This window comes from Streptomyces sp. SS1-1 (genome assembly GCF_008973465.1).
In the GTDB taxonomy this organism is placed as follows: Bacteria; Actinomycetota; Actinomycetes; order Streptomycetales; family Streptomycetaceae; genus Streptomyces.
Genome location: NZ_WBXN01000004.1, coordinates 7,317,833 through 7,343,753 on the forward strand (window position 1 = coordinate 7,317,833; position 25,921 = coordinate 7,343,753).

The following is a 25,921-nucleotide window of genomic DNA, read 5'->3' on the forward strand; positions in this document are numbered from 1 at the left end:
CCGCAAGGGTACGCAGCGGCGCCGATTACCGGTCCGTGCCCCAGCGCCACACGAGCTCCCCGCCCTCCGGGACGGCCGCCCAGCGCGCGGCGGCGGCGTCCAGCCGCGGCCCGGTCCTGGCCAGCTGGTCCGTGCCGAGCGGGGCGGGGCCGACCCCGCGGCCGTCCGTCGGCAGTCCGCGCCAGACCCGGTAGGCCCAGTTCACGCGCAGCTCGGCGGCCATGACGGCGTCGCCGTCGCGGCGCAGCACCTTCAGCCCCGAGCGCCGGTGCCGGCCGGGGGAGACGAGCAGGAACCCCTGGAAGGTCGCGCCGCGGGCCGTGGCACCCCAGAAGCCGTCCTCGATCCCGAGGGCGGTCTCCACGACGGCGTGCACCAGGTCGTGCGGCATGCTCGGGCCCACCGGCTGGGCGGGCAGCCGGACGTCCGGTCCCCTGCGGTCGCGGACGACGATCTCGTGCTGGTTCTCCGGCAGCTTCCGGAACGACATCTCCATCACCGCGAACGGTAGGCCGAGGCCGGGCCGCCGCCAACCGGTTTTCACCGGTCCCGGCGGGTCAGGACTCCGGCGTGTCCGGCGCGTGGTGCGGACGCTCCGGCCGGGCGTCCGGCGCCTCGGCCAGCGTCCAGCTGGCCAGCAGGTCCAGTGCCCGCTTCGACGCCGACCCGGCCTCCGCCGTGTAGACGAACAGGGTCGTGTCCGGGTCGCCGGGCAGCGTCAGCGTCTCGTAGTCGACGGTGAGGTCGCCGACGAGAGGATGGCGGAGCCGTTTGGAGCCGTACGTGCGCTGGTGGACGCGGTGCTGCTCCCACCACGCGTCGAAGGCGCGGCTGCGGGCGCGCAGGTCCTCGACGAGCGCGAGCGTCGCCGGGTCGTCGGGTGCCCGTCCGACCTCGAAGCGGAGGCTCTCCACCGCCGCCCGCGCCTGGTCCTCCCAGTCCATGAACAGGGAGCGGGCGTCGTCGTCCAGGAACATCCAGCGCGCGTAGTTGCGCTCCCGGGGCGGCCGTCGGTCGAAGTCGCCGAACAGCGCCTTGGCCATGCGGTTGGCGGCGAGGATGTCGGTCCGGCGGCCCAGGACCAGCGCGGGCTCGCCGTCGAGGGCGTCCAGCAGCTGGTACACGCCCGGACGCACCCGCTGCACGGGACGCGGGTGCCGGGAGGGCGCCGCACCGCCGCCGATGAGGTCGTGCAGATGGGCGCGGCCCGTCTCGTCGAGGCCGAGGGCCCGGCCCAGCGCCTCGACCACCGAGGGGGAGGGGGTGATGGGCCGGCCCTGTTCAAGACGCGTGTAGTAGTCGGTCGACACCCCGGCGAGGAAGGCGACCTCCTCGCGGCGCAGACCCGGCACACGGCGTACCCGTCCGTCCGCGGGAAGCCCGGCGCGGGCGGGGTCGCCCTGACTCCGGGCCCGCCGCAGGAAGTCGGCGAGTTCCTTGTTCGTCTTGGCCACGGCACCAGTGTCGCCGAAACCGGCGGTGCGGGACTGGGTCTGCGCGTCCTAGGTGGCCGCGTCCCCGGTCGCGCAGGGCGGGATATGCGCCCCCACGGCCGGGTCCGCCGCCCCAGTCTGGAGACATGCCGAACTCCCCGGGGAAAGGCCCCGGGGCGGCCCGCCCCCCAGGAGGACGATCATGACTTTTCCGACCGACCGACCCGCGACCTGGTTCGTGACCGGCACCTCCCGCGGCCTGGGACTGGAGCTGGTCCGGCAGCTCCTGCGGCGCGGCGACGGTGTAGCGGCGACCACCCGGTCGTCCGAGCGGCTGCCGGCCGCGCTCGGCGACGACGTCGACACCGCGCGTCTGCTCCCGCTGACCGTCGACCTGCGGGACGAGGAGCAGGTCGCGCGGGCCGTGCGCCGGACCACCGAGCGCTTCGGCGGCCTGGACGTGGTCGTCAACAACGCCGGGTACGGCTACCTGGGCGCGGTCGAGGAGACCACCGGCCAGGACGTCCGGGACATGCTCGACGTCCAGGTCGCCGGCGTCTGGAACGTGCTCCGCGCCACGCTGCCCGTCCTGCGGGAACAGCGCGCGGGCCACATCGTGAACGTGTCCTCGGTCCTGGGGCTGACCGCCGTGCCCGGCTGGGCGCTGTACTGCGCCGGAAAGTTCGCCCTGGAGGGCCTGAGCGAGGCGCTGGCCGCCGAGGCCGCGGACTTCGGGATCGACGTGACGATCGTCGAACCGGGGTACTTCCGCACGGACTTCCTCACCCGGGACTCCCTCGCGCTGCCCGCCGCCACGACCGAGCACTACCCGGCCCTGCGGGAGATGGTCGAATCCCACCTCGCGCTCCAGGGCTCCCAGCTCGGCGACCCGGTCAAGGGGGCGGCCGCCGTCATCGACCGTGTGGTCGCCGGTCAGGGACCGCTGCGCCTGCTGCTGGGCTCGGACGCGCACGGCTACGCCACCGCCAAGGTGCGGGCGCTCCAGGCCGACCTGGACGCCAACGCGGCCACCGCGCCCGCGACGGACTTCCCCGCCGCCGCGTAGCGCGACGCCGGAACCGTCGGCCGCCGCGAGCGCCCCGGCCGGGCCCGTCCACGGTGCGCCCAAGAGGCACGGATCGTGCTGCTGGTGCTGTGCGCGCCGCCGCACGGAGGCGCGCCGCGACCCCCTGACGTGCCCGGTGCCTACGGTGCGGTGCGGAAGCGGAAGGCGCCCTCCGCGCCGCCGAGCGTGAGCCAGGTGTCCTGCTCGTGCCGGACCAGGCGCAGCGCCACCCGGTCGCAGCCGGCGCACCGCGCGGTCAGGCCGGGGTCCGGCCCGTACACGTGCAGCTCGGCCAGCGGGCCGGTCGAGCCGCAGTCCGGGCATCGCCACCAGGCCCGGGTCATGTCGACGGCGAAGATGTCCGACAGCGGCCCGGCCAGGCTGTTGCCGTCGACGTGCGGGGAGACCTCGGTCATCGGTTACCTCCAGGCGCGGGCGGCCGGGGGAGCGGGGCTCACCCGAACCGTTCGGTACGGATCGTGGCGGGGTCCTGCCCCGCGGACGTCAGCAGGTCGGCGGCGGTCTCGACGAAACCGGTGGGCCCGCAGACGTAGACGGTCCCGGCGGGCGTGAGCCGCTTGAGCGCGGGCTCCAGGTCGGCCGCCGTGAGCCGCCCGGCGGGGCGGGTGCTGCCGGGCGGAGCCTTCCGGGTGTACAGGAACCGGACGTCCAGGGCGGGATCGGGGCGCCCGAGCTCCTCGCGGTACCAGAGGTCGGCCTCGCCGCGCACGGAGTGGATCAGCTGGAACGCGCTGGTGGAGGCCGCCTGCCGGTGGGCGCGGACCATGGCCATCAGCGGGACGACCCCGGAGCCGCCGGCCACCAGGAGGACGGGCTCCTCCTGCTCGGGCCGCCACACGAACCAGTTCCCGAGGGGGCCGCGCACCTCCACGGACGCCCCGACCGGCAGGTCGTCCGCCAGATAGGGGGAGACCTCGCCGCCGGTCACGGGCTCCACGCCCAGCTCGAGGCGGGTGCCGTCGGCGGGCGCGCCCAGCGAGTAGCTGCGGGCCGCCTGATAGCCGTCGTCGGCGGTGAGCCGTATGTCGACGTGCTGACCGGCCAGGTGCCCGGGCCAGCCCGGCGCGTCCAGGACGAGGGTGCGGGCGGTGGCCGTCTCGTCCGCGCGCCCGACGAGCCGGGCCGTGCGCCAGGGGAGGGGCATCGTCAGTCCCCCCAGTGGCGCTGCTCCCGCCAGGGGTCGCCGTAGTTGTGGTAGCCGGCGGTCTCCCAGAACCCCGGTTCGTCGTCGGGCGTCAGCCGCAGTCCGCGCACCCACTTCGCCGACTTCCAGAGGTACAGGTGCGGCACCAGCAGACGGGCCGGGCCGCCGTGCTCGGGGGAGAGCGGGTAGCCGTCGTAGGTGTGCACGAGCCACGCCTTGCCGTCGAGGAGGTCCTCGAGTGGCATGTTGGTGGTGTAGCCGCCGTAGCTGTGGACGGCGGCGTACTCGGCGGTGGTCTCCACGTCGTCGAGCAGCGTGTCGAGGCTGACCCCGCGCCATCGGGTGTCGAACTTCGACCAGCGGGTCACGCAGTGGATGTCGTGCACGGACTCCTCCTGCGGGAGGGCCAGCATCTCGTCCCACGTCCAGGAACGTTCCTCACCGGTCTCCGTGGTGACCGTGAACGTCCACGTCTCGGTGGGCACGCGCGGAGTCGGACCCGCCGAGAGGACGGGGAACGACTCCGTCGGGTACTGCCCGGGCGGCAGGCGGTCGGTGAGGGACGTGGAACGCCTGCGTCCGTGGAATCCGGGGGAAAGAGAACTCACGACTGGTCTCCCTGGAACGGTGACACGTCAGCCCGCGTGAAGGACCCGTTCCTCACACTATTGGGCAGACGGCCGCCGTCGGCCACTCGCCGGACGGCCCCCGTCCGGGACGGACGGCGTCAGACTTCCGTCACCTCGGCAAAACCCTCCCTTGGCCGACCGCGCCCTACTGTCCGGGACAGTCAGCACCGCCGCCCTCCCGAGAGCCGAGGCCCGCTCCCATGACCGACCGACGTGCCCTGCTGGACCGGTTGCCCGTGTCCCCGCGCTTCTGGCGCAGCCCCCTGCGCGGGACATGGCTGACGTCCGTGCTCGGAGTCGTCCTGCTGGCCGGGGTGCCGCTGCTGTTCGTGACGGGCCTGCTGTCGTACGCCGCCTACAACCCCGGTCTGTCGCCGCTGAACGACAAGACGCCGGACAAGGGCCTGCTCGGCTTCTACCTCTTCTCCTGGCCGACCGATCCGCACTGGCTGTACCGGGTCACCCAGGGCGTCCACGTCACGCTGGGCGTGACCCTGATCCCGGTGCTGCTCGCCAAGCTGTGGTCGGTGATCCCCCGGTTCTTCGCGCTGCCGCCCGTGCGGTCGGCTGCTCAGGCACTGGACCGCCTGTCCCTGCTGTTCCTGGTGGGCGGCGGCCTGTTCACCTTCCTCACCGGGGTCCTCAACGTCCAGCTCGACTACGTCTTCCCCGGCTCCTTCTACCGTCTGCACTTCTACGGCGCCTGGGTCTTCTTCGGCGCGTTCGCGGCCCACGCCGCGCTGAAGATCCCCCGGACCGTGCGCGCGTTCCGGGAGCACGGCGGCCCACTCACCTACATCCGGGCCACGTCCTCAGTGGCTCCCGCCCCGCACGACGATCTGGCCGCACCCGACCCGGCACCGCCCACGCTGTCGCGGCGCGGACTGGCCGCGCTCGTCGGAGGCTCCTCGCTGCTGCTGCTCCTCACCACCGCCGGCCAGAGCGTCGGCGGGCCGCTGCGCCGCACCGCGCTGTTCGCGCCGCACGGCGGCGGCGACCCCGGAGGCGGACCCAACGGCTTCCAGATCAACAAACCGGCCGCCCTCGCCGGCGTCACCGCCGCGCGGACCGGAGAGGCCTGGCAGCTCGTGGTGACCGGCCCCGGCGGTCAAGTACGCCTGTCCCGCCAGGACTTGCTGGCGATGCCCCAGCACACCGCCGCCCTGCCCATCGCCTGCGTCGAGGGCTGGTCCACGGAGGACCAGCACTGGCGCGGGGTGCGGCTGCGCGACCTGGCCGCGCTGGTGGGGTACGAGCCCGAAGACGCACCGGACGTCCTGGTGGAGTCCCTGCAACTGCACGGCTCCTTCCGGCGGGCGGCTCTGCGCCACAACCAGGTGCGCGACCCCCGCTCCCTGCTCGCCCTCCAGGTCAACGGCGCCGACCTGTCGCCCGACCACGGCTATCCGGCCCGCGTCATCGTGCCGGCGGCCCCCGGCGTCCTCAACACGAAGTGGGTCGCCCGGCTGACCTTCGGGAGGGTCCTGTGACGAAGGCACCGGAGACCCGGCGCGTGAGCCTGTGGTGGCGCCGCTGGTACGGGGCGGGCCCCGGCCACCTGCTGCTGACCGCCGCCTCACTCGTGCTCGTCTGCTACGCGGGCCTGCGCCTGCTGGACGCCGGCGAGTGGATCACGGTCGTGTACTGGGTGGTCGGCGCGGCCCTCGCGCACGACCTGCTCCTGGTCCCGCTGTACGCGGCGATCGACCGGGGTCTGCGCGCCGTGCTCGCCCCGCACCTAATCAACCACGTGCGCTGGCCCGCCACCGTCTCCGCCCTGCTGCTCCTCGTCTGGTTCCCGCTGATCAGCGGAGGCGTGGACCGCTACGAGCGCGCCACCCTGCTGCCGGCCGGCGTCTTCCTCGTCCGGTGGCTCCTCGTGACGGCGGCACTGTTCGCCGTCTCCCTGGCCGCGGCGGCGCTACGAGCCGTACGGCGCCGCCGCCACGCCGAGGACCTGAACGCCGGTGCTGCGGAGCCGCGTTGAGCGATCTTGTACGCCGGCCGCCACGGTCGCTCAGCCGTGCTCGCGCCACCGCCGGACGGCCAGCGTCGCCGCCGTCACCGCGGTGAACGCCCCGAAGCCCAGGTTGACGGCGGTGTCGGCGCCGGCGACGGACGCCACGGCGTTGCCCAGGACACTGAGGACCAGCGCCGGCCACAGCAGGACACGGGCGAGACCGTCGGTGGCGGGTGGTTCGGGACGGGTCATGGCTCCTCCGGCGGGACCGACGGTGACGGTGGGGTGCGGCACCACCGACGCTAGGCGACGCCGCCCGGCCCGCCGATCCCGCAGGCACCCGGCCCGGGGTACAGCAGGCACCACCTCCCGCCGGGCCCGGCCATGACGACCCGCGGCCTCTTATAGGGTCGATCGCTGTGCTCGACGGAAGGAGTGAGCATGCCGAACGGCGACGAACACCAGGGCACGGGCCGCCGGGAGTACCTCGCGGGTGTCGTGAGGGACACGCTGGGCGCGATGCGACAACTGGTCTCCGGCCTCCGTACGGCCTTCCTCGCGCTGCTCGTCCTCGTCCTGCTCGCCCTGTGCGCACTGACCACCCCGCTCGGCGTGGGACTGCTCGCGGCGCCGGCCGCCCTGCGCGCCCTGCACGGGCTGGCCGGGAGCGAACGCGTCCGGCTGGCCCGGTTCGGACCCGAGGTCGTGGCGCCCGAACCGCCCCCGACCGCCCCGAGCGCCGCCCTCCGCGACCCCACCACCCGGCGTGAACTGCGCTGGCTGACCCGGCATGTCGTGGCGGGCCTGCCGCTGGGACTGCTCGGCTTCTGGCTGCCGGTCCTCGCCGTACGGGACCTGCTGTTCCCGCTGTACTGGCGGCTCGTCCCCGCCGACGCGACGGCCACGTCCATCGGCATCGGCTCGTCCACCTCGTGGGCGGACGCCGTCGCCGTCGCCCTCCTCGGCGTCGGCTGGATCGCCATCATCCTGGGCCTCGGCCCCGCCATGGCCCGCGCCCAGGCGAACCCCGGGCGGCGGCTGCTGGCGGCCGGACCGGAGACCGACCTCTCCCTGCGGATCGCGGAGCTGACCGCCACCCGCGCCGCCGCGCTGGACGCCCACGCCGCCGAACTGCGCCGTATCGAACGCGCCCTGCACGACGGCACGCAGAACCGGATCGTGTCCGTGACCGTGCTGCTCGGCGCCGCCCGCCGAATGGTGGCCCGCGACCCGGACGGCGCGCAGGAACTGCTGGAACGCGCCCAGTTGGCGGCCGAGCAGGCCCTCGCCGACCTGCGGGCCGTCTCCCGCAGCATCCTGCCGCCCGTCCTGTCCGACCGCGGCCTGGCCGGGGCGCTCACCGGCCTCGCCGCCGAGTGCGCCGTACCGTGCCACGTCGACGTCGACGTGCCCCGGCGCTGCGCCGCCTCGACGGAGGCGACCGCCTACTTCGTCGTCGCCGAGGCCCTCACCAACATCGCCAAGCACAGCGGCGCGACCCGCGCCACCGTCACCGCCCGGCTGGCCGGCGAACGGCTCCTGCTCACCGTCGACGACGACGGGCACGGCGGCGCCACGGCCCCCGCCGAGGCGTCCGGCGACGACGGGCCCGGCAGCGGCTCCGGGCTCGCCGGCATCCGGCGGCGCGTCGCCGCCCACGACGGTACGTTCCGCCTGACGAGCCCGCCGGGCGGCCCGACAACCCTGGAAGTGGACCTGCCATGCGGATCGTGATCGCCGAGGACGACGCCCTCCTGCGCGAAGGGCTGGCCCTGCTGCTGCGCGCCGAGTCACTGGACGTGGTCGCCACGGCCGGCACCGCCGAGGACGCCCTGGACGCCGTCGACCGGCACAAGCCCGACGTGGCCATCCTCGACGTACGGATGCCGCCCACCCACACCGACGAAGGCATCCGCGCCGCCGTCGAGGCACGCCGGCGCCACCCCGCGCTCGCCGTGCTCGTCCTGTCCGCCTACGTCGAGCAGAGCTTCGCGACCGAACTCCTCACCGGCGGCGTCGGCGGGCTCGGCTATCTGCTGAAGGAACGCGTGGGCCGGGTCGAGGAGTTCCTCGACGCGCTGCGCCGCGTCGCCGGCGGAGGCACCGCCATCGACCCCGAGGTCGTCGCCCAGCTCTTCACCCGCTCCCGCCGCGACACCCGCCTGGAACGCCTCAGCCCCCGCGAGAAGGACGTGCTCGGCCTGATGGCGGAGGGCCTCGGCAACAGCGCCATCGCCGAACGGCTCGTCGTCACCGACGGGGCCGTGCACAAACACATCCGCAGCATCTTCGCCAAGCTCGACCTGGCCCCCACGGACCAGCTGGACCGGCGGGTCGCGGCCGTCCTGCACTACCTGGAGGACGCCCGCCGGCGCTGACGGAACCACCCCGGGGTACAGCCTGCTGTACCCCCACTCGGGGTGTGCGCGGCAATGATCCGCCGGGCTCCCGGTGGTGTGCTGAGGACACGTCATCAGCGACCGCCGAGAGGACCCCGCAGTGAGTACCCAGACCCCCGCACCGACCAGTACACCACCGGCCGGCCGCACGGAGAGCGCGCTGCGCGGCAGCGTCCGCCGTCACCCGCTGACCTGGTTCTTCACCCTGGCCTATGGACTGAGCTGGGTGGCCTGGCTGCCGTACGTCCTCTCCGAGAACGGGCTCGGCGTCTGGCACTTCACCTTCCCCGGAGGCGCCGGCGCCTCCCAGATCACCGGCGTCCTGCCCGGCGCCTACCTCGGCCCCATCGGCTCGGCGCTCCTCATCATCTCCCTCACCGAGGGACGCGCCGGACTGCGCACCTGGCGGGGCCGCATGACCCGGTTCAAGGTCAGCTGGCGCTGGTACCTCGCCGTCCTCGTGTCGGTGCCGCTCGCGCTCGTCCTGGCCTCGGCCGCGCTGTCCGGCGACGGCCCCGCGCGGCCCTCCGCCACCGTGCTGCTCGCGTTCCTGCCCGGCCTGGCCGCCCAGATGATCACCACCGGGCTCGCGGAGGAGCCGGGCTGGCGCGAGTTCGCGATGCCGCGCATGCAGCGCCGCAACGGGCCCCTGGCCGCCACCCTCGTCGTCGGTGTCCTGTGGGGCTGCTGGCACCTGCCGCTGTTCCTCACCGACTGGGGCGGCGGCCCGGACGTGGCCTGGACCGAGCCGGTGGAGTTCGTCGTGACGGCCACCCTGTTCAGCTTCGTCATGACCTGGGTGTTCAACCGGTCCGGCGAGAGCATGCCGCTGGTGATGCTGCTGCACTGCGGGATCAACAACTACTTCTCCGTGGCCGGCGACGACCTGTTCCCCGGGATGTCCCGCGCCGACGTGACCCACGCCTTCCTCCTCGCCTCCCTCGCCGGCGCGGTCATCGCGCTCGCCGCCACCCGCGGCCGCCTGGGCCTGCCGAAGCCGCAGCCGGCCCCCGTCGAGACAGCGGCCCACTGAACCGGCTCTCCACCTCAACTCCTCTGTTCCGGAAGGCGTTTCCCATGCACCCGTCGTCCCCGGCCGCACCCGCCGTCACCCTGGAGAGCGTCACCAGGACGTACGACGGCGAGCAGCCCGTCGCGGCCCTCGCCGGCGTCGACCTCGACTTCCGCGGCGGCACCTTCACCGCAGTGATGGGGCCGTCCGGCTCCGGCAAGAGCACCCTGCTGCACTGCGCGGCGGGACTGGACCGCCCCACCTCCGGCCGCGTACGGATCGGCGGCACCGACCTGTCGACGCTGTCGGAGAAGCACCTCACCGCACTGCGGCGCGGCCGCGTCGGGTTCGTGTTCCAGGCGTTCAACCTGGTGCCCGCCCTGACCGTCGAGCAGAACATCCTGCTGCCGTCCCGGCTGGCCCGCAGCGCCCCCGACCCGCGCTGGCTCGCCGAGATCGTCGAACGCGTAGGGCTGGGCGCCCGGTTGACACACCGGCCCTCCGAACTGTCCGGCGGACAGCAGCAGCGCGTCGCGATCGCCCGCGCGCTGGTCTCCCGCCCCGAGGTCATCTTCTGCGACGAGCCGACGGGCGCCCTGGACACCCAGACCGCCGCCGACGTCCTGGCCCTGCTGCGGGCCGTCGTCGACGACGCCGGCCAGACCGTGATCATGGTGACCCACGACCCGGTCGCCGCCTCCTACGCCGACCGCGTCGTCGTCCTCGCCGACGGACGCGTCGTACGGGACATGCCCCAGCCCGGAGCCGCCCGTATCGCCGAGCAGCTCGCCCGGCTCGGCCGCCGGCAGTACGCCGTGCACGGGGAGGGCTGAGCCGTGCTGTCACTCGCCGCGCAGATGCTGCGCTTCCGCAAGGGCGGTTTCGCCGCCACCTTCCTCGCCCTCGCCGCCGGTGTCGCCGTCCTGATGACCTGCGCCCTGCTCGTGGAGTCGGGACTGCGGTACCACGGCACGCCCCAGCGCTACGCCCGGACCGTCGCCGTCGTCGCCGACCGGGACCTGACGATCACTCAGAAGGTGCTGGGCGAGGAGGAGTCCACCACACTCACCCTGCCGGAGCGCGGCAGCGTCCCCGGCTCCCTCGTGACCCGGATCGCCGACGTGCCGGGCGTGTCGAAGGCGGTGGGCGAGCGGTGGATCCCCGCCGTGTCACCGGCCGCGCCGGACACCCCCGTGACCGGGCGCGGCTGGGCGAGCGCCGCGCTCGCCCCGTACAAGCTGCTCGCCGGATCGCCGCCGCGCGGCGACGGCGACATCGCCGTCGACTCCCGGCTGGCGGACGCCGCGGGCCTGCGCCCCGGCGACCGCACCGAGATCGTCACGGGCGGCCGCACCCTCACCCTGAAGGTCAGCGGTGTCGTCGAGGCCGCAGGCGCCGGCAGCGGCAGCACGCTGTTCTTCACGGATGCCCGTGCGGCCCGCCTCGACCCGCGTCCCGGCCGCTTCGACGCCATCGGCGTGCTCGCCGAACCCGGCGCCGACAGGGCGGCCGTCGTCGCCGCGGTCCGCCGCGCCGCCGATCACGCCGGAGCCACCACCTACGTCGGCGCCGACCGCGGACTGGCCGAGGAACCGGAGGCGGCCGCCGCCCGGGACCTCACCGTCCAGGCCGGCGGCGCCTTCGGCGGGTACGCCGCCGCCATCATCGTGTTCACCGCCGCCTCCACCGTCGGCCTGTCCGTACGTCACCGCCGCCGCGAGCTGGCCCTGCTGCGGGCCGTCGCGGCGACCCCCGGCCAGGTCCGGACGATGATCCTCGCCGAAGTGGGCCTGCTCAGCGTCCTGGCCGCGCTCGTCGGTGTCCCGGTCGGCCTGGCCGCCACCGGCCGGCTCCGTGACGAACTCGTCGAACGGCACTTCGTCCCCGGCACGTTCACCGTCCAGGGCGGCCTGCTGTCCGGCCTCGCGGTCACCGCCGCCGTCGCCCTGGTCGCCCTCGCCGCCGCGTGGATCGCCGCGCTGCGCACCACGCGGATCAGGCCGACCGAGGCGCTCGGCGAGGCCGCCGTCGACAAGGGCCTCGGCGGCCGGACCCGCCTGGTGTCCGGGCTGGTGTTCCTCGCCGCCGGGGTGTCCCTGATCGGGCTCACCGGCGCCACCGGCGGTGACACGGCCCTCGGCGCCGCCATCGGCATGCTCTACACGTTCGTCCTCGCCATCGCCCTGCTCGCCCCCTGGATCAACCAGGGCGCCGCCCGCCTCCTCACCCCCGTCCTGCGCACGGTGTGGGGGAACAGCGGCTACCTCGCCGCCGCCAACCTGCGGGCGGGCGCCCGAGGCATGGTGGCCGTCCTCACCGCGCTCGTCCTGTCCATCGGGCTGGGCGGCACCGTCTGGTTCCTCCAGGACAACCTCCAGCGCCAGACCGAGGCCCAGTCCCACGACGGCACCCGCGCCCAGCACGCCCTCGTCGGCACGACCGGCCTGCCCGCGTCCGCCGCCGACCGGGCCCGCCGCATCCCGGGTGTCGAGGCGGCCACCGGAGTACGGCGCACCGGAGTCATCGTGCGCGGCGGTCTGGAACCGGCAACCGTGCTCGCCCAGGGCATCGACCCGAAGGGCGCCGACCGGACCATGGACCTCGGCGTGCGGTCCGGGGACCTCGAAGACCTCGACGGGAAGAACACCGTCGCCGTGTCCGCGTCCCTGGCCGGGGCGGCCGGCTGGAAGGTGGGCGACCGGGCACGCCTGTGGCTCGGCGACGGCAGCCCCGCCACCCTGCGGGTCGTCGCCGTCTACGACCGCGGCTTCGGCTTCGGCGACGTCACCCTCGGCAAGGCCACCCTCGCCGGGCACACCCGCACGAACCTCGACGACCACGTCCTCGTCCGCCCCGCCGCCGACGCCTCCCCGGCCGAGGTGAGCGCCGCCCTCGCCGGCCTCGCCCGCCAGTACCCGGGGGCCGGCGTCACCGGCACGGACCGGCTGACCGCCGAACTCGGCGCGGACCTCGCCGTCAGCGCCTGGCTCAACCGGATGCTCATCCTCGTCCTCGTCGGCTACGCCGTCCTCGCCGCCGCCAACACCCTGATCATGGCCGCGCTGGCCCGCACCAGGGAGCTGTCCCTGCTGCGGCTCGTCGGGGTGACCCGCGGACAGATCAAGCGGATGGTCCACGCCGAGCAGGCCGGACTGCTGGGCGTCGCCCTCGCCATCGGCGGGACCATCGCCGCCGTCACCCTGTCCTCGGTCGTCAACGCCGTCACCGGCGAACGCGTCCCCTACGTCCCCGCGCTCGGCTGGATCACCATCGTCGCCGGCACGGTCACCCTGGCCCTGGTCGCCGTGCTCCTGCCGATCGGCCGGGTGCTGCGCGTCAGCCCGGTACGGGGGATCGGGCTCCGCGAGTAACGGCGCCGGGCAGGCCGCCGGCCCCCGCTCGCACCGGGCGAGCGGGGGCCGGCGGCTGTCGGAGCCCTATGTCATGGCAGGGTCCATTTCTGGTTGGGGCCGGTGTGGCAGGTCCACAGGTGGACGGGGGTGCCGTCGTTCCAGGTGCCGCCCGAGGCGTCGAGGCATTTGCCGGAGCGGGGGTTGCGGACGGTGCCGTCGGTCTGCGGCACCCACTGCTGGGCGCCGGTTCCGTTGCAGGTCCACAGCTGGATCTTCGTGCCGTCCGCGGTGCCGGCGTTGTCGATGTCGAGGCACTTGCCGAGGGCGCGGAAGGTGCTGTCGGTGTCGACGGTCCAGCGCTGGGCGGCGGTGGTGTTGCACGTCCAGATCTGCACCTTCGTCCCGTCGGCGGTGCCCGCGTTGTCCACGTCCAGGCACTTGCCGTTCACACCCCGCACCTCGCCCGTGCGCGGACCGGACGGGCTCCCGGCCTGCTTGATCCGGACGTTGCGGAACGCCACCTCGTCGCCGTCGCCGTGGTTCTGCAGCCCGATGTGCCCCTGCCTCAGACTGCGCGCCGGATCGGTGTTCGTGAAGTCGTTGATCCTGCGCCCGTTCAGGAACACCTCCAGCCGCTCCCCGGTGACCCGGATCTCGTACGTGTTCCAGCTGCCCGGCGGGTTCAGCGCCGCGTCGCGGGCGGCGAGGTCGGCCGACTTGAACCCGTACACGGCCCCCGTGGTCCGGTCGGCGCTGTCGGTGGCGTCGATCTGGATCTCGTAGCCGTTGTCCACCGCCGACCACGGGTCGTCGGAGGCCGGGAAGCCCACGAAGACACCGGAGTTGGCGTCGCCGGTCATCCGCCAGTCCAGCTTGAGCGAGTAGTCGCCGGTGAACTCCTGGGCGTCGTACCAGAACAGGCCGAGGCCGCCGTGCGAGGTGAGGGTCCCGTCGGACAATGTGAAGCCACCGGGGCCCGCCTGCCTCCAGCCGGACGTGCCGCCGCCGTCGAACAGGGACGTGTAGCCGGTCTCCGGGCGGCAGTCGGCCTGGACGAGCCCGGCGGCCCAGCGGACCCCTCCGAGCAGATGCCGCCGGAAGGCCGGGTCCGCATACGACTCCTCGGTGTGACCGCCCCCGGTGTAGAAGGCGCGGCCACCGGCGTAGTCCTTGCACCAGGCGATCGGATGGTCGCCCGACATGGTGCCGCCGGAGTAGCTGGACTCGTCGAGCGAGGCCAGCACATGGGCCGAACTACGCGGATTGGTGCGGTAGTTGTACCACTCGTCGGTGCGCTGCCAGGTGCGGCCCAGGTGGGCGGTGGCGTCGTGCGCCCGGTCCTCGACCTTGACGGTGGCCGGCTGGATCGCCGGGTGGGACTGGAAGAGCGCGCCGGCCAGGCCCTCGTAGAAGGGCCAGTCGTACTCGGTGTCGGCGGCGGCGTGGACGCCGACGTACCCGCCGCCCGCGCCGAGGTACTGCTCGAACGCCGTCTGCTGGGCGCCGTCCAGCACGTCACCCGTGGTCGACAGGAAGACGACCGCGCGGAACTGACTCAGGTTGGCCGCGGTGAAGGCCCCCGCGTCCTCGGTGGCGGTGACGGTGAAGTTGTTCGCCGCACCCAGGTCACGCAGTGCTGCTACGCCCTCGTCGATCGAGGAGTGACGGAAGCCCGCCGTCTTGGAGAAGACCAGGACGCGGTAGGCGGGGTCGGCCGCGGGCGCCGCGACCGGCGCGTGCGGTGCGTCGCCCGGCAGTGCGGCGGCCTGGGGAGACATGCAGAGCGCGGCGCCGGCGAACATCGCGGTGGCCGCTTTGAGCAGAGTGCGCATCACGAGGTGCCTCCCTTCTACGGCAGGGTCCATTTCTGGTTGGGGCCGGTGTGGCAGGTCCACAGGTGGACGGGGGTGCCGTCGTTCCAGGTGTCGCCCGAGGCGTCGAGGCATTTGCCGGAGCGTGGGTTGCGGACGGTGCCGTCGGTCTGGGGAGTCCACACTTGGGCTGCGGTTCCGTTGCAGGTCCACAGCTGGATCCTCGTGCCGTCCGCGGTGCCGGCGTTGTCGATGTCGAGGCACTTGCCGAGGGCGCGGAAGGTGCTGTCGGTGCCGACGGTCCAGCGCTGGGCGGCGGTGGTGTTGCACGTCCAGATCTGCACCTTCGTCCCGTCGGCGGTGCCCGCGTTGTCCACGTCCAGGCACTTGCCGTTCACACCCCGCACCTCGCCCGAACGACTGCTCCCGCCCGAGGCGGTGGTGAAGGAGAAGTCGTCCACGTCGAACAGGGCACCGCTGCCACCCTTGAAGACGAGGAAGAGAGGAGCCGACGCGGCCGGCTGGTCGCTCAGGGACGTCGTGACGTCCTGGAAGGTCTCCCAGCCGCCGGTGACGGGCACGGTGACCGTGCCGAGCAGGGTGCCGGTCGCGGAGCCGGTCCGCACCTCGATGGTCCCGCCGGCGCCCGCCGAGGAGACACGTGCCGTGAACGTCCGGGCGTCGGCCAGGTTGTACGGCGTGAAGGAGATCCAGTCGCCGTTGTGGATCTCCCCGACCGTACGGCCGCCGTGGGCCGGTGTCTTCTGGATGATCTGCACGCCCGAGGAGCCGCCGTAGTGCTCGGCCTGCCGGTGGCTGGGCTGGGTGACCCGCTGGTCGTGCGTCGTCAGCGCGGGCTGGCCCGCCGCGCCCTTGTCGGTGTACTCGGCGTCGACGACCCCGAAGATGTTGGCGTTCGGGTCGTGTTCGCCGTCGGCCAGGGTCTGCAGGGTGCCCGTGCAGCCGGTGGCGGAGGTCTGCGGATGTCCGTGGCTGTCGTGCCCGATGATGAAGGTGACCTTCACCCGGGAGCAGTCGATCGTCCCGTCCTCCGGGTCGGTGACGGTCACCTTGAACGGGATGGCGGCGCCGAAGTCGTGGATCTGCCCGTCGGCGGGCGTGTCGATCCGCACGGTCGGGGCGGTGTTGCCGACGGTGATCTGCACGGAGGCCGTGGCGGACTTGCCGGTGGAGTCGGTGACCTTCAGCGTGGCCGTGTACTGGCCCTCGGCGGTGTAGGTGTGCGACGGGTTCGCGGCGGTGGAGGTGGCGCCGTCGCCGAACGTCCACGCGTAACTGAGCGTGTCCCCGTCGGGGTCGCTGCTGCCGGCCGACGAGAACGACACGGACAGCGGGGCCTTCCCGGAGGTGACGCTCGCCTTGGCCTGCGCCAACGGGGCGCGTCCACCGGTCACATGCTCGATGCGGTACAGCGCGGAGTTCTCGTCCCCGTTGAAGTACCCGGTGCCGTAGTCCAGGACGTACAGCGCGCCGTCCGGGCCGAAGGCCATGTCCATCACCTGGGTGCCGGCCCACGGGAACGCGTTGATGGACTGCACGGTGCCGTCGCCGCCGGCCTCGATCCGCTTGATCCAGCGGCGGCCGAACTCGCCGGCGAAGAAGTCGCCGTCGTAATCCTGCGGGAACTTCACGTCCGAGGAGGAGGCGGCGTCGTACCGGTAGACCGGGCCGCCCATGGGGGACTCCGAGCCGTTGCCGAACTCCGGCACCGAGTTGCCGTCGTAGGGGATCCAGGCGGGCTGGGCGGGCGGCAGTTCGGTCAGGCCGGTGTTGCGCGGCGAGGTGTTCCTGGGTGCCGCGCAGTCGAACCGGGACCCGGACGTGCCGGTCGCGAAGTCGAAGTCCACATAGGCGTCGTTCTTGCCGGTGCAGTACGGCCAGCCGAAGTTGCCGGCCTTGGTGACGCGGTTGAACTCGACCTGTCCGGCGGGGCCCCGGGAGGGGCTGGCGGTGCCGGAGTCGGGGCCGTAGTCACCGACGTAGACGACGCCGGTGGCCCGGTCGACGCTCATCCGGAACGGGTTGCGGAAGCCCATCGCGTAGATCTCGGGCCGGGTCTTCGCGGTGCCGGGCGCGAACAGGTTTCCGGACGGGATCGTGTACGAGCCGTCGGCCGCGACCTTGATCCGCAGGATCTTGCCGCGCAGGTCGTTGGTGTTGCCGGCCGAACGCTGGGCGTCGTACGCCGGGTTGCGGGAGGCGCGCTCGTCGATCGGCGTGAAGCCGTCGGAGGCGAACGGATTGGAGTCGTCGCCGGTCGACAGGTACAGGTTGCCGGCCGCGTCGAAGTCGATGTCGCCGCCGACGTGACAGCACAGGCCGCGGGAGGCGGGAACGTCCAGGATCTTCTTCTCGCTGGCGAGATCGAGCGTGTTGTCGCCCTTCAGGACGAACCGCGACAGCCGGTTCACCCCGTCGAACGGCGTGAAGTCCGAGGCGCTTCCGTCCGAAGGGGCGTCCCCGGCCGGTGTGTTGAGCTTCGGGGCGTAGTACAGGTAGACGAACCGGTTCGACGCGAAGCCGGGGTCGGCGGCGACGCCCTGCAGGCCCTCCTCGTCGTGGCTGTAGACGTCGAGCCTGCCCGCCACGGTGGTGGTGCCGGCGGCGTCGGTGCGGCGGAGCGTGCCGTCCCGCGCGGTGTGCAGGACCGAGCGGTCCGGCAGCACCGTCATCGTCATGGGTTCGCCGGTCTCGGCGACCCCCTTGGCCAGGGTGACCTGCTGGAAGTCCTCGGCCGCCGCCGCGCGGGAGGCGGGTTCGCCGCTCGGGGCCGCGGTGGCGGGGCCCAGCGGCAGGGCCAGGGCGAGGGCGCACACCACGGCCGGCAGCGCCGTACGGACACGTCTGAGCGAGGGCGATCTCGTGCGCATGGAGTACTCCATGGGAGACGGGGTGGCGGCGGTCGCCGGAATAACGCCGGACGGCCGCCGGTGGGGGGTTGCGGGCGCGCGCCGTCGCGCCATCGAGCACAGGCCCGCGGGTTCCGTCGGGCCTCATGAACGGTTCGATTCCCGGAAGTTAGCGGGCTTCGTCCGCGCTCGTAACCCCTTCCGCACAAGATCTCGTCACTTTTCTCATGGCGGAGACAAAGTGGTGGAGCCGGACCCCGCCCTCCTCGGGGTGCCCGGCTCCTCCTTCGTCGCGGACGCGGCTCAGCGCACGCGCGCCACGCCCGCGTAGATGCCGCTCGGCTCCGCCCCGGCCGCCGGGGACGACGGCGCCCACTCGGTCGCCGTCACCAGACCCGGCGCCACGAGGTCCAGCCCGTCGAAGAACCGCTCCACCTCCGGGCGAGGCCGGAACGCGAGCTGGATGCCACCCTTCGCGTACTCGGCGACCACCTGGTCCGAGAGCTCCGGGAACAGGTCGGACGAGGCGTGCGACAGGATCAGGTGGCTGCCCGACGGCAGGGTGTCGACCAGCGCGCGGACGATGCCGTGGGCGTCCTGCTCGTCACTGATGAAGTGCATCAGGGCGATCAGGGACAGCGCGACGGGCCGGTCGAAGTCCAGGACGCGCCGGGCGTGCTTGACGATCGACTCCGGGTCGCGCACGTCCGCCTGGATGTAGTCGGTCGCCCCCTCGCGCGTGCTGATCAGCAGCGCCTCGGCGTGCCGCAGGACGATCGGGTCGTTGTCGGCGTACACGACCTTGGCGGCCGGGACGACGTTCTGCACGACCTGGTGGAGGTTCGGCTCGGTGGGGATGCCGGTGCCTATGTCCAGGAACTGGTCGGTGCCCTGGGAGGCGAGCCAGGCGGCGGCCCGGTGCATGAACTGCCGGTTCTGCCGGGCGCCGTCACGCGCCTCCGGAGGCAGCCGCTCACCCACCGCCTCGTCCACGGGGTAGTTGTCCTTGCCGCCGAGCAGCCAGTCGTACACACGGGCCGGATGGGCCCTGCTGGTGTCGATCTGCACGGACGGCTGGGAATCGGTCGTCATGTCAGCTCCATCGCGCCGGTGGGGGAGAACAGGCCGCGTACGCCAGACGATCTTACGTCGCTCAACCATCTCCCGTGTATGGGCGAGGAGTTGGGGACGAGAACCGGTCGGACACCACACGGCCGGCATGTGACGCCGGGTCGGCGTACAGACGGAACCGGCTTCCCCTACCCTGCCGTGTATGACCGACCCCGACCTCGGACCCGTCACCTGGCCGCCCGCACCGATCAGGACCGGACGGCTCGTGCTGCGCGCCGCCGAGGCCCGGGACCGGGCGACCTTCATCGAGCTGCTGGCGTCGCCGGAGGTGCACACCTACCTCGGAGGTCCCCGGGAGCGTGACGAACTCGAGCGGGGGGTGCCCGCGGTGCCCGAGTCGTGGCCCGGAAGTTTCGTCGTCGAGTTCGACGGGCGGATGATCGGGCAGGTCCTGGTCCGGAGGGTCACCGAGCACCGCGCGGAGGAGGCCGTGGGCAAGCTCGACCTCGGCTATCTGTTCCTGCCGCGGGTGTGGGGGCACGGGTACGCCGCCGAGGCGTGCGCGGCGGCGCTCGACTGGATCGACGCCCGCCTGCCCGGTGAGCCGGTGGTGCTCGCCACGCAGACCGCCAACACCCGCTCGCTGCGCCTCGCGGCGAAGCTCGGGTTCACCGAGGTGGAGGTGTTCCGGGCCTGGGGCGCCGAGCAGTGGCTCGGCCGACGGGCTCCGGTGGCGCCCGCCGGGTGACCCCGCCTCTGTACGGCGCCCTACAGCCGGCCCCGCCGCGCGGCCTGCCACGCCAGCCGCATCCGGGTCGCCGCGCCGGCGAGTTCCCTCATGCGCTGGATGTGCCGCCGCACCGTGCGCCGGCTCAGCCCCAGCTGGGTGGCCACCGCCTTGTCGGCGACGCCGGCCACCAGCAGGGCGAGCAGCCGCCGGTCCGTCGCGGACAGCGGGCCGGGGCCGCCGACGCCGTCCGTCCCGGCGACCGGCCCCGGGTCATCGACGTCCAGCGGGACCGCGTCCTCCCGGTACCGCTCGAACAGCGCGACTGGGGCGGCGAGCGGATTGCTGTCCCGCGAGCAGCACGCCGACGTCGCACAGGTTCCGGTCCACCAGCCCGGCAGAATCCGGCGGCGGCGATCACGGTGTCACTCGTTTTCGCCCCGGCAGAGCTGGGACATGTCGCCACCGCGGCACCGAAGTGATCGCCCGGTCCTGCGCGTTCAGCGGGACGCCGACGCCGCCAGCATGGGGAGCGACACGATGTCCGCGAGCGCCTGCTGACCGGCGATGTTGGCGTGCACGCCGTCCCCGGTGTCGTACGGCGGGTTGATGCTGTTCGGCTTCACGGGGTCCCGCAGCACCTGGTCGAAGGGCAGCACGCCGTCACAGGTCCCGGCGCAGGTGTTCCACGTCGAGACGAACGTGCCGACGGTGTGCCGGTCCCGGTTGTTCTGGTCCGAGTAGCCGGGGCGCGGGGTGATGGGCGTGACGTAGACCTTGACGCCCGCGGCCCGCAGCCGCCGGAAGACGTCCCGGTAGCTGTCCAGGATCGGCCCGGCCTCGCATCCGGCGGCGAGGTCGTTGGTGCCGTAGTAGAAGAGGACGCCGGTGACCCCGTGCAGGGCGAGGACGTCGCGATCCAGGCGGGACACCGCGTCCAGACCGCGCAGCGACGGGTCCATGCGGGGACAGGTGGCGGCGCTGGTGGTGCCGCCGATGCCGGCGTTGGCGACGGTGAACTGCCGGTCGGCGGGCAGCTCTTCGGTGATGCGCCGCGCGACGCCGTCCGTCCACCGCAGGTTCTCGCCCGGACGCTGGCAGCCCGGCCCGCAGTCGGTGGACCCGGTGCCGTCGACCACCGAACTGCCGTACGCGACGAGCGTGCCGCGCAGCCGCGGGTTGTGCACGTCGACGGCGCTGACCAGGTAGGTGGCGCCGGTCGTCCGCGTGTACGCGGTGCCCGAGGCGTCGGCGGTGTGGTCGCCGGAGCCGGGCGGGGTCAGGTAGTTGGTGCGGAACGCGCTGTTGTGGACGCCCGCGGCCACGGTGCCGGACACGGAGACGGACACCGCGACGTCGTCCTGGGCGGCCGTGCCGAGCCGGGCCGGATCGCTCCACACCTCACCCCCGGCCGGCACGACGACCGTGCGGCTCCCGGCGAAGGTGACGGAAACCGGGGCGCCGTCCGTCGCCGCGCCGGCACCGTCGGTGTGTGCCACGGTCGCCGCCGTCACCGTCAGCGGCGTCTGCCCGAAGGTGTTCTGCAGACGGACCCGCAGCGCGTCACCGCCCTGGCTCAGATGACTGATCATGCGCACGGACTGGTCGTTCAACTGCTCGGTGGCGAGCCCCTGTTGGGAGCTCGCCCATGAGGTGAACCAGCCCTTCGAGGCCGACGGTCGCTGCGCCCCGGCGGCGGTGGGGGCGGAGGCGGCGACCACCGACGTCGTGAGGGCGAACGCCAGGGCGGCGGCGAGGCGGCCCGCACGCAGACGCCGGAGGCGGCCGAGGCGGTGAGGGGTGTGGGGGAGAAGAGAGCTCATTGGTTCCTGTCCTTCCCGTGGGACGGGTGTCACGAGCGTGAAGAGCCTTTCCCCGCCCCCGTAACGGCAACCCCGATCGACGAAGGGTGCAGGCACACGCCGGGTGTTCGTCGGCGGCGAAGTCGCATGCGCCGTACGCCCGTTGCTGCCACGGTGGGACGATGACGACGACCACGACACCGGACGGACGGCCCGTACCGCCCCCGCACGCCGGCGAACGCGCCATGCTGGAGGCGTGGCTGGACTTCCACCGCGCCACCCTCGCCCTGAAGTGCGCGGGCCTGGACGACGCCCGGCTGCGGCAGGCGGCGGTTCCCCCCTCCTCGATGACGCTGCTCGGGCTCGTGCAGCACATGGCCGAAGTCGAACGCAACTGGTTCCAGCGGATCTTCGCGTCCCTGGACGTCCCGCCCGTCTTCGGCGACGGCGACGGCGACGGGCACGGCTTCGCGCTCGATCCGGACCGTGGGATCGAGGAGGCGACGGCCGCCTGGCGGGCCCAGATCGCCCGGGGTCGCGAACTGACCGCCGGAGCCTCGCTCGACGACGTCGGGCGCCTGTCCGAGCGCGATGCCGGGATCGTCGGTGACGCGGGTGTCTCCCTGCGCTGGATCCTGGTGCACCTGATCGAGGAGTGCGCCCGTCACAACGGCCACGCCGACCTGATCCGCGAACGGCTCGACGGGGTCACCGGGGTCACCGGAACGTAGGCCGTGTCCGCGAAGTCCCGCCTGCCGCCTGCCGCCCGGCACGCACTCTCGCCGCGCGTGACCCACACCCGGAACACTTGACGGCTGTCAAACCACGGGCGCATGCTTGACGCGTCAAGTAAATCGGTGTCTGTGGGCACCGACTGCCACGTCTTTCAGGAGTGCTCAGTGTTCTTCAGCAAGACCCGTGAGGCCGCATCCACCCCTGCCGGTCCTTCGGCGCCGCGGCGACGCCGGAAGAAGGTCGGCGTCATGATCGGCGTCGCCGCGGTGGCCGTGACCGCGCTGGCCGTCCCGGCCTCGGCGCAGGGCCAGGGAACGCACCACGGCTCGACCGGTGGGTCCCATCACCACTACCAGTCGCCGCTGCAGGTGACCTCGGCGTTCTACGCCAGCTACAACGGCGACCTGGCGGCGGGCTTCGACCGCTACATATCCAAGGACCTCGTCCTCCACGGCTTCAACGGGCCGGAGGACCGCGAGGACTGGCTCAAGGGTGACCTCGACATCAAGGCCGGGTTGACCGGATTCAAGATGACCGTCCTGGACCAGATCGTGGAGGGCGACAAGGTCGTCACCCGCTGGAGCTTCGCCGGCCGTCACACCGGAACGGTCTTCGGCATCCCGGCGTCCGGCCGAGACGTGCAGCTCAGCGGCATCTCCATCGACCGCGTCATACACGGTCAGTCCGTGGAGCACTGGTCGGAGGGGAACTTCGGCGTGTTCCTGGACGAGCTCCGCGGTGAGACACCCCCCGGCACCGTCCACCCCACCACCAAGTAACACCGCACCAGCCACCTGACCTCGGCGCAGGGCTCTGAGGGTCTGACCCGAGCCCAGTGGCAGACGCCCCAGGTGCAGTGCGCACTGCACCCGGGGCGTCCACGCCGGGGAGTGGACGCGCAAAGCCATCCACCCGACGCGACGCCGACGACGCCGCCGCCTCCGGCGCCCGTGTTCTCGCCGCGCTTCTCGCTTCCGACCGGGCCTCCTGCATCGCCGGCGCCAACTAACGCCGTCGACGGCGGCGCAAGCGCCTGATGACCCAGGCCCTCCCGGTCAACCACCGTGCGGCTGAAGGCCGGCAGGACCTCGCGGCGTGTCGAGACCGCGCCGCGCCGCGCCACCCCCGAGGCCGAAATCCCGCGCACGCCGCGCCCAAATGCCCGACTTGCAGGGGCAATTCAAGCCGTCGCCTTGGCAGTCCCATGACAAACGCAAGGATCCGGTGTCACCCTTCTGCTCGAGTTCACCGTCCGTCCACGTGGTCCTCACGCGGCGGGCGCTTCCCACCCCCCACCTCCTTCCACCCGCATGCCGTGCAGCGCAAAGGACCGGCCCACCCCGCCGGTCCTCTCGTCCACGGTCCCCACCCGGGCCGACCGTCGTCCTGAAGGAGTCACCTTGTCCCTGCGACACCGCGCCCTCGTCCGGCGCAGACGCGCAACCGGCATGGCCCTCACGGCAGTCGGGGCCCTCCTGGCCCTGGCCGCCCCCGGCCTCGCCGCCGCCGCGCCGGCCGACCCGGGCCCCGCGAAGATCACCGCCATACCCCGGGCGGGCGCCGCCCCGGCCTCCCTGACCCCCGCCCGCCGCACCGCCCTCATCAAGAGCGCCCAGTCGGAAGCGGCCGGCACCGCACAGCGGATCGGCCTCGGCGGCAAGGAGAAACTCCTCGTCAAGGACGTCGTCAAGGACGCCGACGGCACCACGCACACCCGCTACGAACGCACCTACGCCGGGCTCCCCGTCCTCGGCGGCGACCTCGTCGTCCACGACAAGAGCGGCCGTACGACCGTCACCAGGGCCGCCAAGGCGACGCTCGCCCTGTCCTCGCTCAGCCCGAGGATCACGGCGTCCGGCGCGGCCGCCAAGGCCCTCGGCGCCTCGAAGAAGGCCGACGTCAAGAGCCCCGAGACCGAGCGGGCACCCCGCCTGGTCGTCTGGGCCGGCGACGGCAGGCCCGCGCTCGCCTGGGAGACCGTCGTCGAGGGCGTCCAGAAGGACGGCACGCCCAGCGAACTCCAGGTCGTCACCGACGCCGCCACCGGCAAGCAGCTCCTGGCTGCCGAGAAGGTGCACACCGGCTCCGGCACGGGCCAGTTCGTCGGCGAGGTCGAGATCGGCACCACCCTGTCCGGCTCGACGTACCAGCTCATCGACCCGGACCGGGCCAACCAGAAGACGTACGACCTGAACCAGGGCACCTCGGGCACCGGCACCCTCTTCACGGACGACAACGATGTCTGGGGCAACGGGCAACCCTCCAACCGCCAGACAGCGGGCGTGGACGTGGCCTTCGGCGCCGCGGCGACCTGGGACTACTACAAGGACACCTACGGCCGCAACGGCATCCGCAACGACGGAGTCGCCGCCTACAGCCGCGCCCACTACGGCAACAACTACGTCAACGCCTTCTGGCAGGACTCCTGCTTCTGCATGACGTACGGCGACGGCTCGGGCAACAACAACCCGCTGACCGCACTCGACGTGGCCGCCCACGAGATGAGCCACGGTGTCACGGCCGCCACCGCCGGCCTGGTGTACTCCGGCGAGTCCGGCGGCCTCAACGAGGCCACCTCGGACATCTTCGCCGCGGCCGTCGAGTTCCACGAGAACCTGCCCGCCGACCCCGGGGACTACTTCGTCGGCGAGAAGATCGACATCAACGGCGACGGCACCCCGCTGCGCTACATGGACAAGCCGTCCAAGGACGGCGCCTCGAAGGACAACTGGAGCTCCACGCTGGGCGGCATCGACGTCCACTACTCCTCCGGTCCCGCGAACCACTTCTTCTACCTGCTGTCCGAGGGCAGCGGCGCGAAGACCGTCAACGGCGTCGACTACGACAGCCCCACCTACGACGGGCAACCCGTCACCGGCATCGGCATCGAGAACGCCGCCGCCATCTGGTACCGGGCACTGACGACGTACATGACGTCGACGACCAACTACGCCGGCGCCCGCACCGCCACCCTGTCCGCCGCCGCGGACCTCTTCGGCGCCTACAGCCCGACCTACCTCGCCGTCGCCGACGCCTGGGCCGGCATCAACGTCGGCAACCGCATCGCGCTCGGCGTGAACCTGGCCCCGGTCGCCGACCAGATCAGCGGCGTCAACCAGGAGGTCAGCCTCCAGCTGGACGCCTATACCACCAACTCCGGGGCGAGCCTCACCTACGAGGCCGAGGGGCTGCCCGAGGGCCTGAGCATCAGCCCGACCGGACTGATCAGCGGCACCCCGGCCGCGCTCGGCACCAGCGACGTCACCGTCACGGTCACCGACAGCACCGGCGCGACCGCCTCGGACACCTTCACCTGGCAGATCGCCTACGTCTACGCGAACAGCACACGCGTGGACATCCCGGACAACGGGCCGGCCGTCCAGTCCCCGGTGACCATCACCGGCCGCGAGGGCAACGCCTCCGCGACCACCTCGGTGTACGTCAACATCGTCCACACCTACCGCGGCGACCTGGTCGTCGACCTCGTCGGCCCCAACGGCACCGTCTACCCGCTGCTCAACCGCAGCGGCGGCTCCGCCGACAACGTCGACCAGACCTTCACCGTCGACGCCTCGGCCCAGCCGCTCAACGGCACCTGGGCGCTGCGCGTCCAGGACAAGGCGTCCATCGACGTCGGCTACATCGCCCGCTGGACCCTCACCCCCTGACCCAGGTCACCGCGGTCACCGCGCGCCGCCGTCCGGACCCCTCGGGGCCCGGGCGGCGGCGCCGTCACGAGGTGCGGGCGGGTGCCCGGCGGGCCGCCGATGACCAGCGGAAAACCCCCCTCCGGCGCCCGGATACCATGTGCGCACCGACGGCGGTCCCACCCAGGAGGGCGCGCCGGGCGACGCGAAAGGTGGCTTGGTTGCCCATGACACATCGGGC

23 protein-coding genes are annotated in these 25,921 nt (G+C 72.9%); 12 read left to right on the top strand and 11 right to left on the bottom strand.

The window, feature by feature from the left end; genetic code table 11:
- Positions 1–25 precede the first annotated feature (25 nt).
- Both F8R89_RS34815 and F8R89_RS34820 read right to left on the bottom strand, forming a co-directional pair.
- Positions 26–496 carry a hypothetical protein gene (locus F8R89_RS34815; protein WP_151787752.1) on the bottom strand — a complete coding sequence of 157 codons (471 nt, stop codon included), beginning with the start codon at positions 494–496 and terminating at the stop codon, positions 26–28.
- Between the two features lie 61 nt (positions 497–557).
- On the bottom strand, positions 558–1,454 hold the full coding sequence (locus F8R89_RS34820) for a helix-turn-helix transcriptional regulator (protein ID WP_151787753.1): 897 nt from the start codon (positions 1,452–1,454) through the stop codon (positions 558–560).
- Positions 1,455–1,635: 181 nt separating this feature from the next.
- Here F8R89_RS34820 and F8R89_RS34825 point away from each other — a divergent pair, with 181 nt between their 5' ends.
- Complete coding sequence (locus tag F8R89_RS34825; RefSeq protein ID WP_151787754.1) at positions 1,636–2,499, top strand: SDR family NAD(P)-dependent oxidoreductase; 864 nt, start codon at positions 1,636–1,638, stop codon at positions 2,497–2,499.
- Positions 2,500–2,639: 140 nt separating this feature from the next.
- Here F8R89_RS34825 and F8R89_RS34830 read toward each other — a convergent pair whose 3' ends face one another.
- The 3 genes from F8R89_RS34830 to F8R89_RS34840 are packed head-to-tail and all read right to left on the bottom strand — an operon-like array spanning position 2,640 to position 4,272.
- Positions 2,640–2,915, bottom strand: coding sequence for a DUF6510 family protein (locus F8R89_RS34830; protein ID WP_151787755.1), 276 nt, complete (start codon positions 2,913–2,915; stop codon positions 2,640–2,642).
- Between the two features lie 38 nt (positions 2,916–2,953).
- Positions 2,954–3,664, bottom strand: a complete 711-nt coding sequence (locus F8R89_RS34835; protein ID WP_151787756.1) for a ferredoxin reductase — start codon at positions 3,662–3,664, stop codon at positions 2,954–2,956.
- A 2-nt stretch (positions 3,665–3,666) separates the two neighbouring features.
- The gene (locus F8R89_RS34840) at positions 3,667–4,272 is read right to left on the bottom strand and encodes a molybdopterin-dependent oxidoreductase (protein WP_151787757.1); all 606 of its coding nucleotides are present in this window, start codon (positions 4,270–4,272) and stop codon (positions 3,667–3,669) included.
- Positions 4,273–4,493: 221 nt separating this feature from the next.
- Here F8R89_RS34840 and F8R89_RS34845 point away from each other — a divergent pair, with 221 nt between their 5' ends.
- Positions 4,494–5,783, top strand: coding sequence for a molybdopterin-dependent oxidoreductase (locus F8R89_RS34845; RefSeq protein ID WP_151787758.1), 1,290 nt, complete (start codon positions 4,494–4,496; stop codon positions 5,781–5,783).
- Positions 5,780–6,280: a hypothetical protein gene (locus tag F8R89_RS34850; protein WP_225994581.1), complete on the top strand. Its 501-nt coding sequence runs from the start codon at positions 5,780–5,782 to the stop codon at positions 6,278–6,280. The genes F8R89_RS34845 and F8R89_RS34850 overlap by 4 nt, the downstream gene beginning before the upstream one ends.
- A 30-nt stretch (positions 6,281–6,310) precedes the next feature.
- Here the strand turns inward: F8R89_RS34850 and F8R89_RS34855 are convergent, their stop codons facing one another.
- Entirely contained in the window at positions 6,311–6,505 is a 195-nt protein-coding gene (locus F8R89_RS34855) for a hypothetical protein (protein ID WP_151787759.1), read from the bottom strand.
- Positions 6,506–6,772: 267 nt separating this feature from the next.
- Between F8R89_RS34855 and F8R89_RS34860 the strand changes: the two genes are divergently transcribed.
- From F8R89_RS34860 to F8R89_RS34880, 5 genes are all read left to right on the top strand, one after another.
- Positions 6,773–7,987 carry a sensor histidine kinase gene (locus F8R89_RS34860; protein ID WP_225994678.1) on the top strand — a complete coding sequence of 405 codons (1,215 nt, stop codon included), beginning with the start codon at positions 6,773–6,775 and terminating at the stop codon, positions 7,985–7,987.
- Positions 7,975–8,631: a response regulator transcription factor gene (locus F8R89_RS34865; RefSeq protein ID WP_151787761.1), complete on the top strand. Its 657-nt coding sequence runs from the start codon at positions 7,975–7,977 to the stop codon at positions 8,629–8,631. Before F8R89_RS34860 ends, F8R89_RS34865 begins: the two co-directional genes overlap by 13 nt.
- A gap of 121 nt (positions 8,632–8,752) precedes the next feature.
- The gene (locus tag F8R89_RS34870; protein WP_225994582.1) at positions 8,753–9,685 is read left to right on the top strand and encodes a CPBP family intramembrane glutamic endopeptidase; all 933 of its coding nucleotides are present in this window, start codon (positions 8,753–8,755) and stop codon (positions 9,683–9,685) included.
- A 44-nt stretch (positions 9,686–9,729) separates the two neighbouring features.
- Positions 9,730–10,497: an ABC transporter ATP-binding protein gene (locus tag F8R89_RS34875; protein WP_151787762.1), complete on the top strand. Its 768-nt coding sequence runs from the start codon at positions 9,730–9,732 to the stop codon at positions 10,495–10,497.
- A gap of 3 nt (positions 10,498–10,500) precedes the next feature.
- Positions 10,501–13,035 carry an FtsX-like permease family protein gene (locus F8R89_RS34880; protein ID WP_151787763.1) on the top strand — a complete coding sequence of 845 codons (2,535 nt, stop codon included), beginning with the start codon at positions 10,501–10,503 and terminating at the stop codon, positions 13,033–13,035.
- A 71-nt stretch (positions 13,036–13,106) separates the two neighbouring features.
- On the opposite strand, the gene F8R89_RS34885 is transcribed toward F8R89_RS34880, so the two are convergent.
- The 3 genes from F8R89_RS34885 to F8R89_RS34895 all read right to left on the bottom strand — a co-directional run bounded on the left by F8R89_RS34885 (position 13,107) and on the right by F8R89_RS34895 (position 18,790).
- On the bottom strand, positions 13,107–14,849 hold the full coding sequence (locus F8R89_RS34885; RefSeq protein WP_151787764.1) for a ThuA domain-containing protein: 1,743 nt from the start codon (positions 14,847–14,849) through the stop codon (positions 13,107–13,109).
- A gap of 17 nt (positions 14,850–14,866) precedes the next feature.
- Positions 14,867–17,719 (bottom strand): PQQ-dependent sugar dehydrogenase, encoded by a 2,853-nt coding sequence (locus F8R89_RS34890; RefSeq protein ID WP_151787765.1) that lies wholly within the window; start codon positions 17,717–17,719, stop codon positions 14,867–14,869.
- A 282-nt stretch (positions 17,720–18,001) separates the two neighbouring features.
- Positions 18,002–18,790, bottom strand: coding sequence for an SAM-dependent methyltransferase (locus F8R89_RS34895; RefSeq protein WP_151787766.1), 789 nt, complete (start codon positions 18,788–18,790; stop codon positions 18,002–18,004).
- 181 nt (positions 18,791–18,971) lie between these two features.
- Here F8R89_RS34895 and F8R89_RS34900 point away from each other — a divergent pair, with 181 nt between their 5' ends.
- A complete protein-coding gene (locus F8R89_RS34900) occupies positions 18,972–19,517 on the top strand; it encodes a GNAT family N-acetyltransferase (protein ID WP_151787767.1) in 546 nt (181 codons plus the stop codon).
- A 20-nt stretch (positions 19,518–19,537) separates the two neighbouring features.
- On the opposite strand, the gene F8R89_RS37265 is transcribed toward F8R89_RS34900, so the two are convergent.
- Together F8R89_RS37265 and F8R89_RS34910 are read right to left on the bottom strand one after the other, a co-directional pair.
- Positions 19,538–19,900 carry a response regulator transcription factor gene (locus F8R89_RS37265; RefSeq protein ID WP_151787768.1) on the bottom strand — a complete coding sequence of 121 codons (363 nt, stop codon included), beginning with the start codon at positions 19,898–19,900 and terminating at the stop codon, positions 19,538–19,540.
- Positions 19,901–19,996: 96 nt separating this feature from the next.
- A complete protein-coding gene (locus F8R89_RS34910) occupies positions 19,997–21,319 on the bottom strand; it encodes an SGNH/GDSL hydrolase family protein (RefSeq protein WP_225994583.1) in 1,323 nt (440 codons plus the stop codon).
- A gap of 161 nt (positions 21,320–21,480) precedes the next feature.
- Between F8R89_RS34910 and F8R89_RS34915 the strand changes: the two genes are divergently transcribed.
- From F8R89_RS34915 to F8R89_RS34925, 3 genes are all read left to right on the top strand, one after another.
- The gene (locus F8R89_RS34915) at positions 21,481–22,029 is read left to right on the top strand and encodes a DinB family protein (RefSeq protein ID WP_151787769.1); all 549 of its coding nucleotides are present in this window, start codon (positions 21,481–21,483) and stop codon (positions 22,027–22,029) included.
- Positions 22,030–22,281: 252 nt separating this feature from the next.
- Positions 22,282–22,812 carry an ester cyclase gene (locus tag F8R89_RS34920; RefSeq protein ID WP_192806310.1) on the top strand — a complete coding sequence of 177 codons (531 nt, stop codon included), beginning with the start codon at positions 22,282–22,284 and terminating at the stop codon, positions 22,810–22,812.
- A 621-nt stretch (positions 22,813–23,433) separates the two neighbouring features.
- Positions 23,434–25,701 carry a M4 family metallopeptidase gene (locus F8R89_RS34925; RefSeq protein ID WP_151787771.1) on the top strand — a complete coding sequence of 756 codons (2,268 nt, stop codon included), beginning with the start codon at positions 23,434–23,436 and terminating at the stop codon, positions 25,699–25,701.
- Positions 25,702–25,921 lie beyond the last annotated feature (220 nt).

Coding starts and splice junctions, on each gene's coding strand:
- F8R89_RS34815 (WP_151787752.1), bottom strand. CDS start 496: ATGGAGATGTCGTTCCGGAAGCTGCCGGAGAACCAGCACGAGATCGTC.
- F8R89_RS34825 (WP_151787754.1), top strand. CDS start 1,636: ATGACTTTTCCGACCGACCGACCCGCGACCTGGTTCGTGACCGGCACC.
- F8R89_RS34830 (WP_151787755.1), bottom strand. CDS start 2,915: ATGACCGAGGTCTCCCCGCACGTCGACGGCAACAGCCTGGCCGGGCCG.
- F8R89_RS34835 (WP_151787756.1), bottom strand. CDS start 3,664: ATGCCCCTCCCCTGGCGCACGGCCCGGCTCGTCGGGCGCGCGGACGAG.
- F8R89_RS34845 (WP_151787758.1), top strand. CDS start 4,494: ATGACCGACCGACGTGCCCTGCTGGACCGGTTGCCCGTGTCCCCGCGC.
- F8R89_RS34855 (WP_151787759.1), bottom strand. CDS start 6,505: ATGACCCGTCCCGAACCACCCGCCACCGACGGTCTCGCCCGTGTCCTG.
- F8R89_RS34860 (WP_225994678.1), top strand. CDS start 6,773: ATGCGACAACTGGTCTCCGGCCTCCGTACGGCCTTCCTCGCGCTGCTC.
- F8R89_RS34865 (WP_151787761.1), top strand. CDS start 7,975: ATGCGGATCGTGATCGCCGAGGACGACGCCCTCCTGCGCGAAGGGCTG.
- F8R89_RS34875 (WP_151787762.1), top strand. CDS start 9,730: ATGCACCCGTCGTCCCCGGCCGCACCCGCCGTCACCCTGGAGAGCGTC.
- F8R89_RS34885 (WP_151787764.1), bottom strand. CDS start 14,849: ATGCGCACTCTGCTCAAAGCGGCCACCGCGATGTTCGCCGGCGCCGCG.
- F8R89_RS34890 (WP_151787765.1), bottom strand. CDS start 17,719: ATGCGCACGAGATCGCCCTCGCTCAGACGTGTCCGTACGGCGCTGCCG.
- F8R89_RS34895 (WP_151787766.1), bottom strand. CDS start 18,790: ATGACGACCGATTCCCAGCCGTCCGTGCAGATCGACACCAGCAGGGCC.
- F8R89_RS34900 (WP_151787767.1), top strand. CDS start 18,972: ATGACCGACCCCGACCTCGGACCCGTCACCTGGCCGCCCGCACCGATC.
- F8R89_RS34910 (WP_225994583.1), bottom strand. CDS start 21,319: ATGAGCTCTCTTCTCCCCCACACCCCTCACCGCCTCGGCCGCCTCCGG.
- F8R89_RS34915 (WP_151787769.1), top strand. CDS start 21,481: ATGACGACGACCACGACACCGGACGGACGGCCCGTACCGCCCCCGCAC.
- F8R89_RS34920 (WP_192806310.1), top strand. CDS start 22,282: ATGATCGGCGTCGCCGCGGTGGCCGTGACCGCGCTGGCCGTCCCGGCC.